Origin of the sequence: Dyadobacter frigoris, from assembly GCF_005280585.1 — a bacterium.
In the GTDB taxonomy this organism is placed as follows: Bacteria; Bacteroidota; Bacteroidia; order Cytophagales; family Spirosomataceae; genus Dyadobacter; species Dyadobacter frigoris.
The window spans coordinates 110,906-126,932 of the sequence record NZ_SZVO01000011.1; the positions used below are offsets into that span (position 1 = coordinate 110,906).

17 protein-coding genes are annotated in these 16,027 nt (G+C 39.3%); 6 read left to right on the plus strand and 11 right to left on the minus strand.

Annotated elements, in window-relative coordinates; translation table 11 throughout:
• Positions 1-63 precede the first annotated feature (63 nt).
• Positions 64-1,500 (minus strand): histidine kinase, encoded by a 1,437-nt coding sequence (locus FDK13_RS22435; protein WP_137342262.1) that lies wholly within the window; start codon positions 1,498-1,500, stop codon positions 64-66.
• Positions 1,501-1,725: 225 nt separating this feature from the next.
• Positions 1,726-2,361 (minus strand): 3-keto-disaccharide hydrolase, encoded by a 636-nt coding sequence (locus FDK13_RS22440; RefSeq protein ID WP_137342263.1) that lies wholly within the window; start codon positions 2,359-2,361, stop codon positions 1,726-1,728.
• 95 nt (positions 2,362-2,456) lie between these two features.
• Here FDK13_RS22440 and FDK13_RS22445 point away from each other — a divergent pair, with 95 nt between their 5' ends.
• On the plus strand, positions 2,457-2,981 hold the full coding sequence (locus FDK13_RS22445; protein ID WP_137342264.1) for a fasciclin domain-containing protein: 525 nt from the start codon (positions 2,457-2,459) through the stop codon (positions 2,979-2,981).
• 75 nt (positions 2,982-3,056) lie between these two features.
• On the opposite strand, the gene FDK13_RS22450 is transcribed toward FDK13_RS22445, so the two are convergent.
• The gene (locus FDK13_RS22450; RefSeq protein ID WP_137342265.1) at positions 3,057-3,476 is read right to left on the minus strand and encodes a nucleoside-diphosphate kinase; all 420 of its coding nucleotides are present in this window, start codon (positions 3,474-3,476) and stop codon (positions 3,057-3,059) included.
• Between the two features lie 202 nt (positions 3,477-3,678).
• Between FDK13_RS22450 and FDK13_RS22455 the strand changes: the two genes are divergently transcribed.
• The 4 genes from FDK13_RS22455 (at position 3,679) to FDK13_RS22470 (ending at position 7,334) form a co-directional block, all read left to right on the plus strand.
• The gene (locus FDK13_RS22455; RefSeq protein ID WP_137342266.1) at positions 3,679-4,713 is read left to right on the plus strand and encodes a DHH family phosphoesterase; all 1,035 of its coding nucleotides are present in this window, start codon (positions 3,679-3,681) and stop codon (positions 4,711-4,713) included.
• A 57-nt stretch (positions 4,714-4,770) separates the two neighbouring features.
• A complete protein-coding gene (locus FDK13_RS22460) occupies positions 4,771-5,676 on the plus strand; it encodes an FKBP-type peptidyl-prolyl cis-trans isomerase (protein ID WP_137342267.1) in 906 nt (301 codons plus the stop codon).
• A gap of 97 nt (positions 5,677-5,773) precedes the next feature.
• Positions 5,774-6,361, plus strand: a complete 588-nt coding sequence (gene rdgB / locus FDK13_RS22465; protein WP_137342268.1) for an RdgB/HAM1 family non-canonical purine NTP pyrophosphatase — start codon at positions 5,774-5,776, stop codon at positions 6,359-6,361.
• Positions 6,362-6,443: 82 nt separating this feature from the next.
• Positions 6,444-7,334, plus strand: a complete 891-nt coding sequence (locus FDK13_RS22470; protein WP_137342269.1) for a polyphosphate kinase 2 family protein — start codon at positions 6,444-6,446, stop codon at positions 7,332-7,334.
• An 84-nt stretch (positions 7,335-7,418) separates the two neighbouring features.
• Here the strand turns inward: FDK13_RS22470 and FDK13_RS22475 are convergent, their stop codons facing one another.
• The 6 genes from FDK13_RS22475 to eno form a co-directional block, all read right to left on the minus strand.
• Positions 7,419-8,369 carry a DUF8428 domain-containing protein gene (locus FDK13_RS22475; RefSeq protein ID WP_137342270.1) on the minus strand — a complete coding sequence of 317 codons (951 nt, stop codon included), beginning with the start codon at positions 8,367-8,369 and terminating at the stop codon, positions 7,419-7,421.
• Positions 8,370-8,668: 299 nt separating this feature from the next.
• Positions 8,669-9,154, minus strand: a complete 486-nt coding sequence (locus FDK13_RS22480) for a hypothetical protein (RefSeq protein ID WP_170982883.1) — start codon at positions 9,152-9,154, stop codon at positions 8,669-8,671.
• 236 nt (positions 9,155-9,390) lie between these two features.
• On the minus strand, positions 9,391-10,923 hold the full coding sequence (gene gpmI, locus FDK13_RS22485; RefSeq protein ID WP_137342272.1) for a 2,3-bisphosphoglycerate-independent phosphoglycerate mutase: 1,533 nt from the start codon (positions 10,921-10,923) through the stop codon (positions 9,391-9,393).
• Positions 10,924-10,983: 60 nt separating this feature from the next.
• On the minus strand, positions 10,984-11,502 hold the full coding sequence (locus FDK13_RS22490) for a low molecular weight protein-tyrosine-phosphatase (protein ID WP_137342273.1): 519 nt from the start codon (positions 11,500-11,502) through the stop codon (positions 10,984-10,986).
• Between the two features lie 44 nt (positions 11,503-11,546).
• Entirely contained in the window at positions 11,547-11,846 is a 300-nt protein-coding gene (locus tag FDK13_RS22495) for an FtsB family cell division protein (protein ID WP_229216169.1), read from the minus strand.
• Between the two features lie 79 nt (positions 11,847-11,925).
• Positions 11,926-13,197: a phosphopyruvate hydratase gene (gene eno / locus FDK13_RS22500; protein WP_137342274.1), complete on the minus strand. Its 1,272-nt coding sequence runs from the start codon at positions 13,195-13,197 to the stop codon at positions 11,926-11,928.
• Between the two features lie 129 nt (positions 13,198-13,326).
• Between eno and FDK13_RS22505 the strand changes: the two genes are divergently transcribed.
• Positions 13,327-14,034, plus strand: a complete 708-nt coding sequence (locus FDK13_RS22505; protein WP_137342275.1) for a rhodanese-like domain-containing protein — start codon at positions 13,327-13,329, stop codon at positions 14,032-14,034.
• Positions 14,035-14,110: 76 nt separating this feature from the next.
• Here the strand turns inward: FDK13_RS22505 and carA are convergent, their stop codons facing one another.
• Together carA and rplQ are read right to left on the minus strand one after the other, a co-directional pair.
• Entirely contained in the window at positions 14,111-15,214 is a 1,104-nt protein-coding gene (carA, locus tag FDK13_RS22510) for a glutamine-hydrolyzing carbamoyl-phosphate synthase small subunit (protein ID WP_137342276.1), read from the minus strand.
• A gap of 192 nt (positions 15,215-15,406) precedes the next feature.
• The gene (rplQ, locus tag FDK13_RS22515; RefSeq protein ID WP_137342277.1) at positions 15,407-15,976 is read right to left on the minus strand and encodes a 50S ribosomal protein L17; all 570 of its coding nucleotides are present in this window, start codon (positions 15,974-15,976) and stop codon (positions 15,407-15,409) included.
• Positions 15,977-16,027: the final 51 nt, after the last annotated feature.

A 16,027-nucleotide genomic window follows, 5' to 3' on the forward strand; every position in this document is an offset into this window, starting at 1 on the left:
TTTTGTGATGAAATCTCCGCAGAGTTTTCAATTATTTTATATCAGTCAGGGAATCTGAGAAAATTAATGTGCCTTCTCTTCACTTGCGTCGATCGCGGCTTTGCGAATTGAAATGTTCACCGATTTAATTGGGTCGTTATGAAGTTCAATGGTCGCGTCTTCACCATACAATAATTTCAGTTTGTCCTGTATACTCCGGATTCCGTAACCTGCTCCCATCGTATCCGAAAACAGCGGTCCGTTGTCATGTACACAAAGATGAAGCCATCCTTTTTCTTCATAAATTTTCACGATAATTTTCCCCTGATCAGCCAGTTTTGAGATTCCGTGTTTGATAGCGTTTTCAACAATAGGCTGAAGAATAAATTTAGGAACCAGGAGACTGTTCAATTCCTGGTTTGCTACTTCCACGTCAAATTGCAAACGATCGCCAAATCTTACTTTTTCAACCTGAAGATAGGTCTGCACCATTTCCAGTTCATTTTCAATCGTGTCAAAATAATCATTATTTTTTCGACCCGTTGTATAGCGGAAAAGCTTTGACAATAATAACGTCATTTCCTCCGCTTTATCCGGATCCTCATGCACCAGACTTGCTATGCTGTTTAAAGCGTTGTATAAAAAATGCGGATTGATCCGTGCCTGCAATGCATCCAGTTCAGCCCTGGTTTTTAGTTTTTCAAGATTCAGAAGCTGATATTCCTGTTCCGAGATTTTTCGTGATAATTGTCGCCCCTGACGGTTTAAATAATAAAATACATTGGCTATAATGAGAGGACCAATTGCGTACCAGAACCAGACTCCATTTTGCCCTGCCTGCTGCGGTGACTGCGCCACAATGGCCCTGAATATTTTTTGCCCAAAGCCATAGAACATACCAACATTAATTCCGAAGAAAGCCAGCGTTACCACTCCGCTGAGAACAAGGTGACGTAGAAATACTTTCTCAATCATCGCATCAAGCCATATCGCCATATTTTGGGCTACCAGCACGACGACGACCCCGCAAACAATATTTTGAACAATCAGATATTGATTCAGCTGAACCTGAACCGGATTTGAAGTATATAAAATTTCAAGTGTAAAGTAAATGATCGCGCTCGTTCCATATAGCATCAAGGCGCCGATGATAATCGCGACAAGTGTCCCGATCCAGCTTTGACTTTGGATTAACCCGATTAATTTGAAATCCTGCCACTTAAAAGATTTTCCCTGGGAAGAAAAACTGAAATTCGCACCTTCAATTTTGGCTCCCGTCATATCAGCATCCGTCAGACTGCTGAAACTTAAATCGGCGTTGGTAAGATCTGCATTTCGAAAAGTTGCATTTTCAAGAGAAGCAAAACGTATTTTCGCCCCGCGAAGGTTGGAGCCGTCAAAATTTATTCCTTCCAGACTTGAAAAGCTGAAATCCGCTCCTTCAAGATTCATGTTACTAAAATCCCTTCCTTCAAGGGAGGTGCCATTCATACGGAGCGGTTTCTTTTTCGTTTCTTCCATTAGTAATTATATGATAAAATCTTCATTTCAACGGGTGGTTTTTCACTTTATATTTAGTTAAAGAATATAAAATGAAAAACCTCATGGCTAACAGACTGTGTTTTTGATGACACAAAGCTATTAGCCACGAGGCCGTTTTTTTATCTATTTCCGACGAACTGCGGATTAATGCAGCATGAACTTCAAAACTATGGAAATGAAAATAAAATCAGTGTTTTGATATTGTTACAATTCTTCAAGCACGATATCTTTCCAACGCACTTTAATTCCGCCGCCTGCGTGAATTTGCAGTGCGATGGACCCGTCGCCCGCACCAATTTTCGCATCTTCAAAATCAACCATATCATGGCCGTTCAGCCAGGTTTGTACTTTTGGGCCATTTACACGGATCCGCAAAGTATTCCATTCTCCCATTTTAAGGAATCCTTCTTTTTCGTCAGGAATTTTCTGTAACCATTCGCGGCCGTAAGATTCGTAAACTCCGCCGGTATCGTGGTTTGGCGGCGCAACTTCTACCTGCCAGCCCGCAACTTTGGTGCCTTCAACAGTTGATCTGAAAAATACACCGCTGTTTCCGTTTGCTTCCTGTTTGAATTTAAGCGTCAGGTCAAAATTTTTGTAAAACTTGTCCGTTGTTAGATAGCCATACTCTTTGTCCGGGCCGCTTTCGCAGATTAACTCGCCTTTTTCAGCATACCATTTTTCGGTACCGTTGATTTTCCAGCCTGTTAAATCTTTACCATTAAACAGTTTTACGGTTTTCTTTTTCGGTGCATTTACATCGTCCTTAGTTGCTAAAAAAGCAGAACTGGTAAACAAAATCACTGCACATAATGCAGCCAGAAATTTAAACTTTAACATCTTGTTTTTGGGATTAGGATTAAAAAAAATTAGTTTTAAAATTTACCAAACTACTATTTACATTAGTTTTACAAAAATTAAACTGATCCGAAGCTATGAAAAAAATTAACTTTATAGGTCGTTACGCGGCATTTTTTTTGATTGTTACATTCTTTAGCGGTATTGTGACATCCTGTACTGAAAAAGATAGCGACATTGTAAAGCCTAAAACAATTACGGATGTAATTCTTCAAAACAGTGAATTTTCAACTTTGCGTGAAATAATTCTTGCGAACGATTTGAGTGACGCGTTGAGAACCGAAAATCTTACTCTTTTTGCTCCTAACGATGCTGCATTTAAAAATTCAAATATTACCAGCGCCAAAATAAATTCGATGACCAAGGATTCGGCAAGAGCGTTTGTTTTCAAACATATAATCGGCCAAAACCAGACTTATGAAACATTGAAAACGCAGAAATACTCTACTTTGGTAAAAGGAGATAGTATTATCATTACAAATAGAACAACTGATCCTACTACGCTTATTCTGAACGGCCTTGCTAACGTAATAACCAAAAATGTTAACGCAGATAATGGCACAATTCAGGTGATTAATAAACCGCTTGTAGTCGTTAAATAATATTATTCCTACAAATAAAACAGGCCTGATGTTTGTAAACATCAGGCCTGTTTTATTTTGGAATAAATCCGTTCCTTAAAATTGCTCTGTATGAGCAAAGAAGAAACTTCCTTCTATTTCAGCATTTTCATCGGAATCAGAACCGTGGATTGCGTTTGCTTCAATTGATTTTGCAAACAATTTGCGGATCGTCCCATCCTCAGCATTAGCAGGATTCGTAGCACCAATGAGTGTACGGAAATCAGCTACTGCATTTTCCTTTTCAAGAATAATCGGCACGATCGGCCCTGATGACATGTAAGTACATAAATCATTATAAAAAGGACGATCTTTATGTACTGCGTAAAATTCACCCGCACGTTCAGGAGTCAATTGTGTTTTCTTCAAAGCTATAACACGGAATCCGGCAGCCTCAATCATTTTAAGAATAGCACCTGAATTTCCGTCTAATACGGCATCAGGCTTAATCATCGTGAAGGTCTTATTGGTTGACATACAGTTTGCTAAAATTTATTTTGCTGCAAAACTACAATTTTCATTTTATATAGCCATCAAATCTGCCCGGAACCTCATTTTCAGGCAAAAACATTCACTCCTGAATAAGCCTTTCGCAGCCAACATTAAACAAATCCCAACAGTTTTGTTAATTTTGTCATCAAATTGCCGGGTCCAAATTTTGTTTTTGAATTAAGTAACTGTGAATCAAACCGTTGAAGAGCTAGTAGCTTTTCTATCTACTCCTCAAAAAATCATCATCACGATGCATAGAGATCCCGACGCTGATGCGCTGGGCTCTTCGCTTGGATGGGCAAGTTATTTATCCAAAAAAGGACATACTGTAACCGTAATCAGTCCAACCGATTATGCTGCAAACCTACGCTGGCTTCCCGGAATGAGTAAAGTCCTGGTGTATGAAAAGTCTGGTGAGCAAGGAAAGTGTAGAAGAAAAATTGAAGAGGCAACATTAATTTGCTGTCTTGATTTCTCAGCATTGTCAAGATTGAAAGATCTTGGGAAACTAGTTCAGGATGCAAAAGCACCTAAATTGCTGATTGATCATCACTTGGAACCCGAACATTTTGCAAAATGGATGATCTGGGATACCAAAGCGGCCGCAACAGCTCAGCTTGTTTATGCGTTAATAAAAGAAATTGAGGGAGACGTTCCGACAACATCGATTTTTGACATTCCAATGGCAGAAAATCTTTACGCCGGAATTATGACAGATACCGGTTCTTTCAAACACGGAAATGTAACGCCGGCAGTGCATCTGGCGATTGCGGATCTGATGCTGACAGGATTTGACACAAGCCGGGTACACCGATTAATTTATGATAATTCACCGTTGTCCCGTTTACAATTTCTGGGCTATGTTTTATCTCAAAAATTAATTGTACTGCCCGAATACCGTACTGCTTATATGGTACTTACCGATGCGGAACTTGCCCGATTTAATTCAAGTCCGGGCGAAACAGAAGGTATTGTTAATTACGGTTTGCAGGTTGAAAACGTGGTTATGTCGGCATTATTTATTGAAAGAAAAGGAGAAATAAAAATTTCTTTCCGATCTGTAGGCGACTTTTCCGTTCGTGACGTATCGAGTACTTATTTTAATGGAGGCGGACATAAAAATGCATCAGGAGGCAGAACAGAGCTTTCCATTAATGATACAGTTGATCTCTTTTTATCAATTCTTCCAAAATACAAAGAGGAATTGCTGAAAGTTGATTAGTAACAAGAACCAAATATTATAACATTCACATAAATATTTTCTAATTAATACAATCCAATGAATCTTAAAACAATCGGTTATGTGCTAGGCATAACTATTCTCGCCACAGCCTGCGACAAGTATAAGACAAAAGTTACTGAAAGTGGCCTGAAGTATCAGATTTTCGAGCACGACGAGGCTGCCCGGAAAGCAAAACTTGGAGATATTATGTCATTTCACCTGGTTCTTAAAAACGGTGCTGACTCGACGCTTCGTGATACTTACAAAGATAAAACTCCGGTAAAACTGGTTCTTCAGGCTCCTCCTTTCAAAGGAAGTTTTGAAGAAGGTTTGGCTATGCTTGCGGCTGGTGACAGCGCGAAATTCTTCATCAATGCGGATACTCTTTTCGCAAAAATGATGCAGCCATTACCTCCAATGATCAAAAAAGGATCAGAAATTACATTTACTGTTAAAGTTTTGAGCGTTCTTACATCTGAAGAATTCCAAAAATCACAATCGGAAGCGGGTGTAAAACAAAAAGCGATTGACGAAAAAGTTATCCAGGAATATCTTACTAAAAATAACCTGACCGCAAAAGCACAGCATACGGCTTCCGGCCTTTACTATGTTGACGATGTAGTTGGAACCGGCATCGCTCCTACGCAGGGTGACAATGTGAAAGTTCACTATACTGGTAAACTTTTGGATGGAAAAGTATTTGACAGTTCTAAAAACGCGGGAAAACCTATTGACTTCCAGGTTGGTGTTGGTATGGTTATTCCAGGTTGGGAAGAAGGAATTATGCTGATGAAAAAAGGAGGAAAACGTACTTTGATCATTCCTTCGGGATTGGCTTACGGTGTTGACGGATCGCCAGGTGCAATTCCGGGAAACTCTGTTTTGTTGTTTGATGTTGAGTTGATCGACTTCACAAAAGGCGCTAAACCAGCAACACCTCCAATGCCTGCTCCTACGAAATAATTCTGGTCAGGTTATAAAATAATAGACGGCTGCTTCTTCTGAAGTGGCCGTTTTTTGTTAAACTGCATTTTCAAATCATTCTTATTCGATTTTACTGATGAAACTTTGTTTTGCTACCAATAACACGCATAAATTAGAGGAAGTACAGGCGTTGCTCGGCGACTCTTTTACCCTGACTACATTAAAAGAAATTGGCTGCGAAGAAGAAATCCCTGAGACACATGATACCATTCCTGAAAACTCACATGAAAAGGCTGAATTTGTCTGGACCCATTATGGTGTCAACTGTTTTGCTGATGATTCCGGACTTGAAATTGATGCGCTGAATGGTGAGCCCGGCGTGCATTCCGCTTATTATGCCGGTCCGCAAAGAAGTGCTGATGACAATATGGATCTTGTGTTAGAGAAAATGGTCGGCAAGGATAATTTCAATGCACGGTTTGTAGCTGTGATTACTTTGGTTCTTGATGGCAAATATTATCAGTTTGACGGAGAAATAAAAGGTAAGATTATTATGGAAAAGCGTGGAACCTATGGATTTGGCTACAATCCTATCTTCGTTCCGGAAGGCCACGACAGAACTTTTGCAGAAATGAGCATGGATGAGAAAGGAGAATTAAGCCACAGAGCGCGGGCTTTTGCCAAACTTGAACAATTTCTGAAAAATTACAGCAGCGAAGTCTGATCGTGTTTCAGCATGTTTCAAATAAATATTACTGAAAAATAATACAACTGCATGTTCATCCAATCAACTAAACTCCATTAATATGTCTCATTTCAAGTCAAGCGAATTTCGTGTAGACGGTACTGAAAAATTTGATATCAGCAAAGCGGCTTCAAGCTTTAAGGATATTTATGACAACAAAGAAGAATATGCTTCCATGCTGGCAGATTTTGTCCAGGAAATGGATGAACTGCAAAGCAAAATGTACGCACATAACCGATATGGGCTGCTTATTATTTTTCAGGCTATGGATGCCGCCGGTAAGGATGGAACGATAAAGCACGTTATGTCCGGCGTAAATCCCGTGGGCGTCAAAATACATTCGTTCAAAAGGCCGTCCGATACTGAACTCGGCCACGATTTTCTTTGGCGAACCAATAATGTGTTGCCTCAGCGCGGCACCATTACTATTTTCAACCGCAGTTATTACGAAGAAGTGCTGGTTGTAAAAGTGGATCCGGATATATTGAAAAATTCGCAAAGGCTGCCGACAGAACTTACCCAGGATATGGATAAACTATGGGACCAACGTTATTCGGATATTAAAAACCTTGAAAAATATCTATACCGTAATGGAATTCGCGTGATCAAATTTTTTCTGAATGTTTCAAAAAAAGAACAGGCCGACCGCCTGATCGAACGTATTGAAGATCCTAACAAAAACTGGAAATTTGAAGAGCAGGATGTAAAAGTTCGCGACAATTGGAATGAATATATGCAAGCATATCAGGACGCGATTAATGAGACGGCAACTAAAAAATCCCCCTGGTTTGTTGTTCCTGCGGATGATAAGAAGAATACGCGGTTAATTGTCGGCAGTATTATTATTGAAGAATTAAAGAAAATGGATATGAGTTATCCGGAAGTTAGTCCGCAAAGGGCAGAAGAACTTCAACGCTTTATCCAGATCATAAGAAATCAGAATGCGGTTTAGTAATATCAGCTTTCTTATATAACAAAAACAGAGCCGGACATTTGCCCGGCTCTGTTTTTTATTCGCAAAACACTGTCAGAGTTATTACTTGATCGTGAAGTTTGTTCCACCGATTTTATAACCTTCTGAATAAAGTTCAACACTGTATTTTCCAGGACGAAGCTGCGAATTATCATAAAGCATTTCTACTTTTTGATTGTTATTCTGGTAAGCCACTGATTCACGTGATGTGAATTTTGAAGGCGCTCCATCAACTTCAAACTCTCCTGAACCTGTTGCATCATTGGCAACAACAGCTCCTTGCGGATCAAGAACTCTTAGATAAATATCTTTCGATTCCTGTGCTGTAAGAGCATTTTCCGGAAGGTTGAAAACCAATTTAAGTTTATCAACACGTTTTGCTTTGTACTCCTCTTTATCTTTTGTTTTTCCTCTTGAATTTACGGTCAGAACTTTAAGATTCTGAGCTTTAAGAGCAGCTGCCTGACTAACTTTTGCAGATAGCTCTTTATTAGCAGCTGTAAAAGTTACAACTGAGTCCGTCAATTCCGTTTGGCGCTGTACAAGCCTTTCTCTCTCGTTTGTCAAGCTTCCTACGTGTGTACTCAAAGAATCATTCGAAGCTACAAGATGCTCATTTTCAAGCCTAAGCTGTGCAATAACTTCATCTTTTTCAACCAGGAATTTTTCGTACTCTTTAATTTTAACAAGATATTTTCCTGTTTCAATTTTATTGCTTCTTCTGAACGCCGCTTTATCCGCTTCCAGCTGAGTTTTCATTTTTGTAAGTTCTGAAACATCTCCGCCTAGTTTTTCTATTTCGGCAATTTTCGTATCCAGAACTGTTGAAATAGAATCAAGTTTTGTTTTGGTAAGCGCCAATTCTCTGGCCTTTTCTACTACCACTGATTCTTGCTGAGTCAATTCACTTTTCTGAGTTGTGAAAAGATAGCCAAACATGGCTGTTGCTAGACCTAGGACAACTACCATTGCCCACGCTATTGTTTGCTTGTTTTTTTGTTCTGGCTGCTGCATTGATGCTAATTTAGATTATGTAATGTTTGATTTATTTAGATTTCAGTTAAACTCTGAAACATCTTTAACCAATATCATTCCCCAACCTTTCAGACCATCAAAATTTTATTGTCCCGGTAGTAATAAATTTTCAGTCAAAACAAAAAACCTTCATTACGCAGTGATTACGCATTTTTTTATACATAAAGCAAATAATAAAAATTGTCCTGATACAAAAATCTATTAAACTCAGCCAAAAAATTCCTGAGTATACCACACACAAAATAGGGCAAAATAGGACAAAATGCTTCAAATGAAGCTTAACGCTGCACCCGCACAATTACATCAAATGATTTTTTGTCCATGGTAGCTAATTTCTGATATCCTTTAATTGTGTAAGAATTCAAATGCCACTGACTATCCTGAACTGATCCATGCATTTCAATATTTTTTTCGGACTGATATAATTTATTTTCAGACCGCAATAAGGCTTTGATCATCAATGGCGTTCCGGAAGTTTTATCCATTTCAATTTTTAAATACCGAACGGGTAAACTTTCGCCGGGTTTCAATGTATATAGTACCGTCAGTGAATCAGGTTTACTGATAGAATAACTTTTGCTGTAAGCAGGTTTATTAATATCGGCCTGTATAAATAATTCCAGTTCCTTTTTCCAATCTACGTCACCCGAAGTACGCGTCTCATTTTTTCCAGATACGCTCATTGTTTTGATCACTTCCGGCTTCTCATTGTTAAGGATAGGAACCTGAGATTCAATAAATTCCTTTAAATCGTAATAAGTCATCACTTTACTCTGCCTTTCCTGCGCCGAATCACAGCTTGTCACTAACAGACAAATGCCCGCAAACAAACATATTATCGGAGTAAAAATGAGAAATCGAAAAGAAGAGATTGTTACTTTATTATTCATATTTTCTGTGAAGAAGCAAAATCGAAAATCTAACAGTTATGGCACAAAAAAAATCAGAGAGCCTGATCCAGACTCTCTGACAAAAATAACACCTTTTATTCAGGTATAGTTTAAAGAATACTGTTACCAGTCATTTCTTCCGGTTTTGCAATACCCATCAAATCAAGGATAGTCGGCGCCATATCGGCAAGTTTACCATCTTTGATTGGTTTTTGATAATCGTTATCAACCAAAATACAAGGAACCAGATTAAGCGAATGTGCCGTATTTGGTGATCCATCATCATTGGCCATATAATCCGAATTACCGTGATCGGCAATAATGATCGATGTATAGCCATGTTCTAAACCAGTCGTTACAACCGCCTGAACACATTGATCAACCGTTTCGCAAGCTTTAACTGCCGCTTCAAAAACACCGGTGTGACCAACCATATCTGCATTGGCAAAATTCAGACAAACGAAATCTACCTCTTCTTTTATCAATTCAGGAACTATAAGATCACGTAATCCAAACGCAGACATTTCCGGCTGTAAATCGTAAGTCGCAACTTTTGGAGAAGGGCTCAACAAACGGCTTTCACTTTCAAACGGTTTTTCACGGCCACCTGAAAAGAAGAAAGTGACGTGTGGATATTTTTCTGTTTCAGCAATACGGATTTGTTTTTTACCCGCAGCTTCCAAAACTTCCCCCAACGTATTGTTCAGATTGTCTTTATCAAAAATGACAGAAACACCTTTGAATGTATCGTCATAATTTGTCATCGTAATATAACGGAGGTTCAGCTTATGCATGTTCTGCTCGTGGAAATCCTGCTGTGTAAGCGCTTCTGTAATTTCACGGCCACGGTCCGTACGGAAATTGAAACAAACAACCACATCATTTTCTTCAATAACAGCTATTGGAGAACCGTCTTCTTTCACCGCAATAATTGGAAGAATAAATTCATCAGACACGCCTGCTTCGTAAGACTCTTCGATAGCCGCCAAAATTCCATCCGCCCTAACATGTTTACCTTCGCCCAGAACCATGGCGTCATAAGCAAGTTTCACACGCTCCCAACGTTTATCGCGGTCCATTGCATAATAACGTCCGGTAACGCTGGCGATCTGGCCGGTCGTGGCAGCCATTGTTTCCTGCAATTCGGTAAGAAATCCTAAACCACTTTTTGGATCCGTATCACGGCCATCTGTGAAAGCGTGTACAAAAACATTGGACAAACCTTTATCAGCAGCGATTTTACAAAGACCTTTTACATGGTCGATATGCGAATGTACACCACCATCCGAAACCAATCCGATGAAATGTACTTTCTTATTATTTTCTTTTGCGAAAGTCAACGCATCGGCTAATACCGGCTCGTTGGCTAATGTTCCAGACGAAACGGCAAGATTTATCTTTACAAGATCCTGATAAACAACACGGCCTGCACCAAGGTTGGTATGCCCAACTTCGGAATTACCCATTTGTCCATCCGGCAAACCAACGGCAAGTCCGCTTGCTTCCAGTTTGCTATGAGGATATTTCTGCAAAATACTGTCATAAAAAGGTGTATTCGCCGCCAAAACAGCAGAACGGTTTTCCTCTCCGGCTTTGGCAATTCCCCAGCCGTCCATGATGATAAGAATTACTTTTTTTCCCAATTTCGTACTTGTTTAAAATTCCTGCTTCTATAATAATTATCCGACATCAGATTACCAGACTTAATTTTCCTGATATTTTTTCTCCTTTGTCAATCCGTGTTTTTCAATCAAAAAATCTAAAAAAGAATTCCCGCTTCGTTCCACAATTTCGTATACATTGTCAAAAGCTGAAAGCTCTTCGTAATAAGGATCCGGAACGATAAGGGCCTCTCCTCTTTCAGGATCAAACATTCTGTATAAATATAACTGATCTTCGGGTAAATAAAATCCATGTGCACGGAAGCTTTCCTTTCGAATATTTTCGAAATTAGATTCATCCATTGCTACGATATAATTGAAATTTATGAAATCCTCGAAAGATAGTTGTCTTGCCTGGTGTGTCAGTGTAATGTCATGAGATAATGCAACTTTTCTCATGCGCTTATCGGGTAAGCTGCCTATATGGTAAGCCCCAGTGCCGGCGGAATCACAGTGAATGATATGATCTAATCCCTTTTTTTTAACAAGTGCTTTAAAAACGCCTTCTGCAATGGGAGACCGGCAAATATTCCCTAAACAAATAAAAAGTACGTTAATCAAGGTGCAGGAGTAATATTGGTTAATTTTTGAAGAATGACTAGAACTTATTCTTCTTTTTTACTTTCAATAGGTTGGTTATTTTCGTCTACGATTACGTAAACATCTTCATGGGGTTTGCGCATAAGATACTTTTCTCTCGCCCACTTTTCAAGCATTTTCGGCGTTCCAAATACTTCGTTACGTTCTTTTTTTACCTGTTTGATCTTATCTTCCAGAATAACTTTCTCTTTTTCCAGCTCTTTCATTTTGACACGGTTCGACAAAACTACTTTGAGATTATTGTTGTCTAAAAACAAAATCCAGACAAGCCATACCACAAAGGTTGCAGTATAGAATTTACGCATGTGCGGTAAAAGACTTTTGAAATCCATCATGCCGGGAAAGAGAAAACCGGAGCCTAAGCTCCGGTTTTGCCATATTAAATTAGAATTTCAATCCTGGGAAGTAAGCGCTTTCTCCCAATTCTTCTTCAATACGAAGAAGCTGGTTGTATTTCGCCATACGGTCAGAACGTGAAGCAGAACCCGTTTTGATCTGTCCTGTGTTCAATGCCACTGCAAGGTCAGCAATTGTAGAATCCTCAGTTTCACCAGAACGGTGAGACATGATTGTTTTGTAGCTGTTTCTTTTTGCAAGATTTACAGTATCAATCGTTTCAGTCAAAGTACCGATCTGGTTTACTTTAACCAAAACAGCGTTAGCGATCTGAGATTCGATTCCTTGTTGCAAACGAGTTACGTTTGTCACAAACAAATCATCTCCTACCAATTGACATTTAGAACCGATTGACTCAGTAAGTGTTTTCCAACCTGCCCAGTCATCTTCGTCCATTCCATCTTCAATCGAGATAATTGGATATTTAGCAACCCACTGAGTCCAGTAGTCAGCCATTTCAGGAGAAGTCAATTTACGACCATCTGATTTTTTGAAGTGGTAGAAACCATCTTCGTAGAATTCAGAAACGGCAGCATCCATCGCGATGAAGATATCTTCACCTGGTTTGTAACCTGCTTTTTCGATCGCCTGAATCACGATTTCAATCGCTTCTTCATTTGATTTGATGTTTGGAGCAAAACCACCTTCGTCACCAACGTTAGTAGAATATCCTTTGCTTTTCAATACAGTTTTCAAAGTGTGGAACACTTCAACACCCATACGAAGAGACTCAGAGAAAGTATCAGCTTTCGCAGGAAGGATCATAAATTCCTGGAAATCGATTGAGTTATCTGCATGGCTACCGCCATTCAAAATGTTCATCATAGGAACCGGAAGTGTGTTAGCATTAACACCACCGATATAACGGTACAAAGGAAGACCAGCCTCCTGAGCAGCAGCTTTGGCAACTGCCAAGGAAACACCAAGGATTGCGTTAGCACCCAGCTTGCTTTTGTTTGGCGTGCCATCCAGTTCAAGCATTATTTTATCAATCAGGTTTTGTTCGAAAACAGAAGCGCCGATCAATTCAGGGAAAATGATATCATTAACATTTTCAACAGCTTTCAAAACTCCTTTTCCAACGTAAACGCTCTTGTCGTCATCGCGAAGTTCTACTGCTTCGTGTTTACCGGTTGACGCTCCAGAAGGCACCGCAGCGCGTCCTAAATAACCATTTTCGGTACGAATATCTACTTCTACTGTAGGGTTTCCTCTTGAATCCAGAATTTGTCTTGCATGTACTGACTGAATCGTACTCATTTGCAGCTTTGGGTTTGATTTGAAATTGGATATATTAACGGTACAAAATAACACAAAAAAAATGTCATACGTGAGCCACTAATCTATTTTCAGGTAAATTTACATTATCATAGAATTAAATTTTACAACATGAAAAGTATTCTCATATCATTTCTGGGCATATTGCTAACGACCTCGGCAGTACTGGCTCAGACTCAGTTAACGACAAATGATTTTCAAAATAAGCTGAATGCAACCAAACAGGCGCAATTGCTGGATGTAAGAACACCGGAGGAATATAGCCAGGGGCATTTAGAAAAGGCAGAAAACATCGATTATCGAAATGCTGCATTTAAAGATCAGGTTGAAAAACTCGATAAAAATAAACCTGTGTTCGTGTACTGCCTTTCAGGTGGAAGAAGTGGACAGGCCGCGAAAATCTTGCATGAGAAAGGATTTACGGATGTTTATGATATGCAGGGAGGTTATTTAAAATGGACATCGTCAGGAAAATTAATCGATGCTCCAAAGGATGCTGCTGCTTCTAATAAAGGAATGAGTGCTCCTGATTTTAAGAAATTAACCCGCTCAGGAAAATTAGTGATGGTGGATTTTTACGCTCCCTGGTGCGCACCTTGTATCAAAATGCTTCCTACGGTTCACAAACTAGCAGAAGAATATAAGTCCAAAGCAACAATTGAAGCAATTCATTACGACCAGAATAAAGCGTTGGCTAAGGAGCTTGGTATTGACGAAATACCCGCTTTCCTTTTTTACAAAAATGGAAAATTAATTCTTCGTAAGAATGGGTTAATGGAAGAAGCGGACTTCAAGAAATTAATTGAAGAAAATCTTTAATATTAATTTCTTAAGCATAAAAAAAATCCACTCGAAATTCGGGTGGATTTTTTTTATGCTTTTTTATATTGATTTACTAAACCGCTGAAAGCAGCTTAGTAAATTCATCAAATAAGTATCTGGAATCATGAGGCCCTGGTGATGCTTCCGGGTGATATTGTACCGAAAAAGCAGGATAATCCTTACGACGAATTCCTTCGATCGTTTTATCATTCAGGTTAATGTGTGTAATTTCAACATCCGGATGACTCTGGATTTCGTCAGGATTTACCGCAAAACCATGATTTTGAGAAGTTACCTCACACATCCCGGTAATCAGGTTTTTAACCGGATGGTTCAACCCACGGTGCCCGTGGTGCATTTTATAGGTGTTAATACCGCTTGAAAGCGCCAACAGTTGGTGTCCCAGGCAAATACCGAATAACGGTTTACCTGTTTTAACCATTTCATCGACCGTCTTTATTGCGTATGGCATCGCGGATGGATCACCCGGTCCGTTTGAGATAAAAAATCCATCCGGGTTCCAGCTCATTACTTCTTCAAACGACGCCTGTGCCGGGAAAACCTTGCAATAACATCCGCGCTGCGTAAGATTATTCAGGATACTTTTCTTAATACCATAATCCATTACAGCAATTCTCCACTTGCTTTCTGCTTCTGTACCCATATAATATGGCACATCCGTGGTAACATATGAGGATAATTCAAGACCGTCCATTGAAGGTACTTTGTGCAATTCGTCCATCAATTCCTTTTCATCCAGTATCTGGGATGAAATAATCGCGTTCATTACTCCTTTTTCACGAACATGGCGAACAATATGCCTTGTGTCCACATTGCTAACGCCAACGATTTTTGCTCTTTCAAAATATTCTTGAAGAGAATAATCAGCTGTATCACGTGAATAAATTGTCGAGAAGGTATTACAAACCATCCCTTTAATTTTCACTGAACTTGATTCTTCCTCATCTTCAAGCTGAACACCGTAATTTCCGATATGGGAATTAGTGTTCACTATGATTTGTCCAAAATAGGAAGGGTCAGTATAAATTTCCTGATACCCCGTCATTCCCGTGTTAAAGCAGATCTCGCCACCGGTTGTGCCGTCTATCCCTAAAGCTAACCCTCTATATGCTGTTCCGTCTTCCAGCAGTAATAAAGCCTCTTTCTTTTGATTCATATATGGTTAAATCGATTTGCTAATTATAACATTCTCACGATTAAAGCAGTTCAATTTCTGAACCGTAAGAGATAAGCACCATCTTACTATTAAATTTGGCGCTGCAAAAGTATATATTTTTAGTCAAAAAAAAGGGTTAAACGAAAACGTCTAACCCTTTTAATAATATTTAATCAGATGCTTTGCATTATATTATTCACTTTTAGCATCTTCTTGAGATTCATCAGACTCTGCTTTTGGAGCTTCTGGTGTTTCGTCTTCAGCTACGATCGGGAAATCAGCTTTCGGTGCAACAACTGGTGCTGCTTCTACTGCTGATGTTTCTGATCCGCCTTCTTTCTTACCACCACGACGGCTACGACGAGTTTTCACAGGTTTGTCTGCGTTAGCAAGTAGTAATGCATCGTTGAAATCAACAAGTTCCATCAAAGACATTTCAGCCGCATCACCTAAACGGTTACCCAATTTGATGATACGAGTGTATCCGCCCGGACGGTCTGCAATTTTATCAGAAATAGTACCAAAAAGTTCTTTAACTGATTCTTTGTCGTTCAAATAGCCAAAGATCACACGACGGTTGTGAGTCGTATCTTCTTTTGCACGAGTCAACAAAGGCTCAACAAACTTTTTAAGTTCTTTCGCTTTTGCAAGCGTTGTTTCAATTCTTTTGTGAAGAATCAACGAGGAAGCCATATTCGCAAGCATTGCTTTTCTGTGTGAATGCGTCCTTCCCAGGTGATTTACTTTTCTTCCGTGTCTCATTTTGTTTTTGTTTAGTTGCTTCGAGCTGCGCATTGCTACGCGCTACAGAAT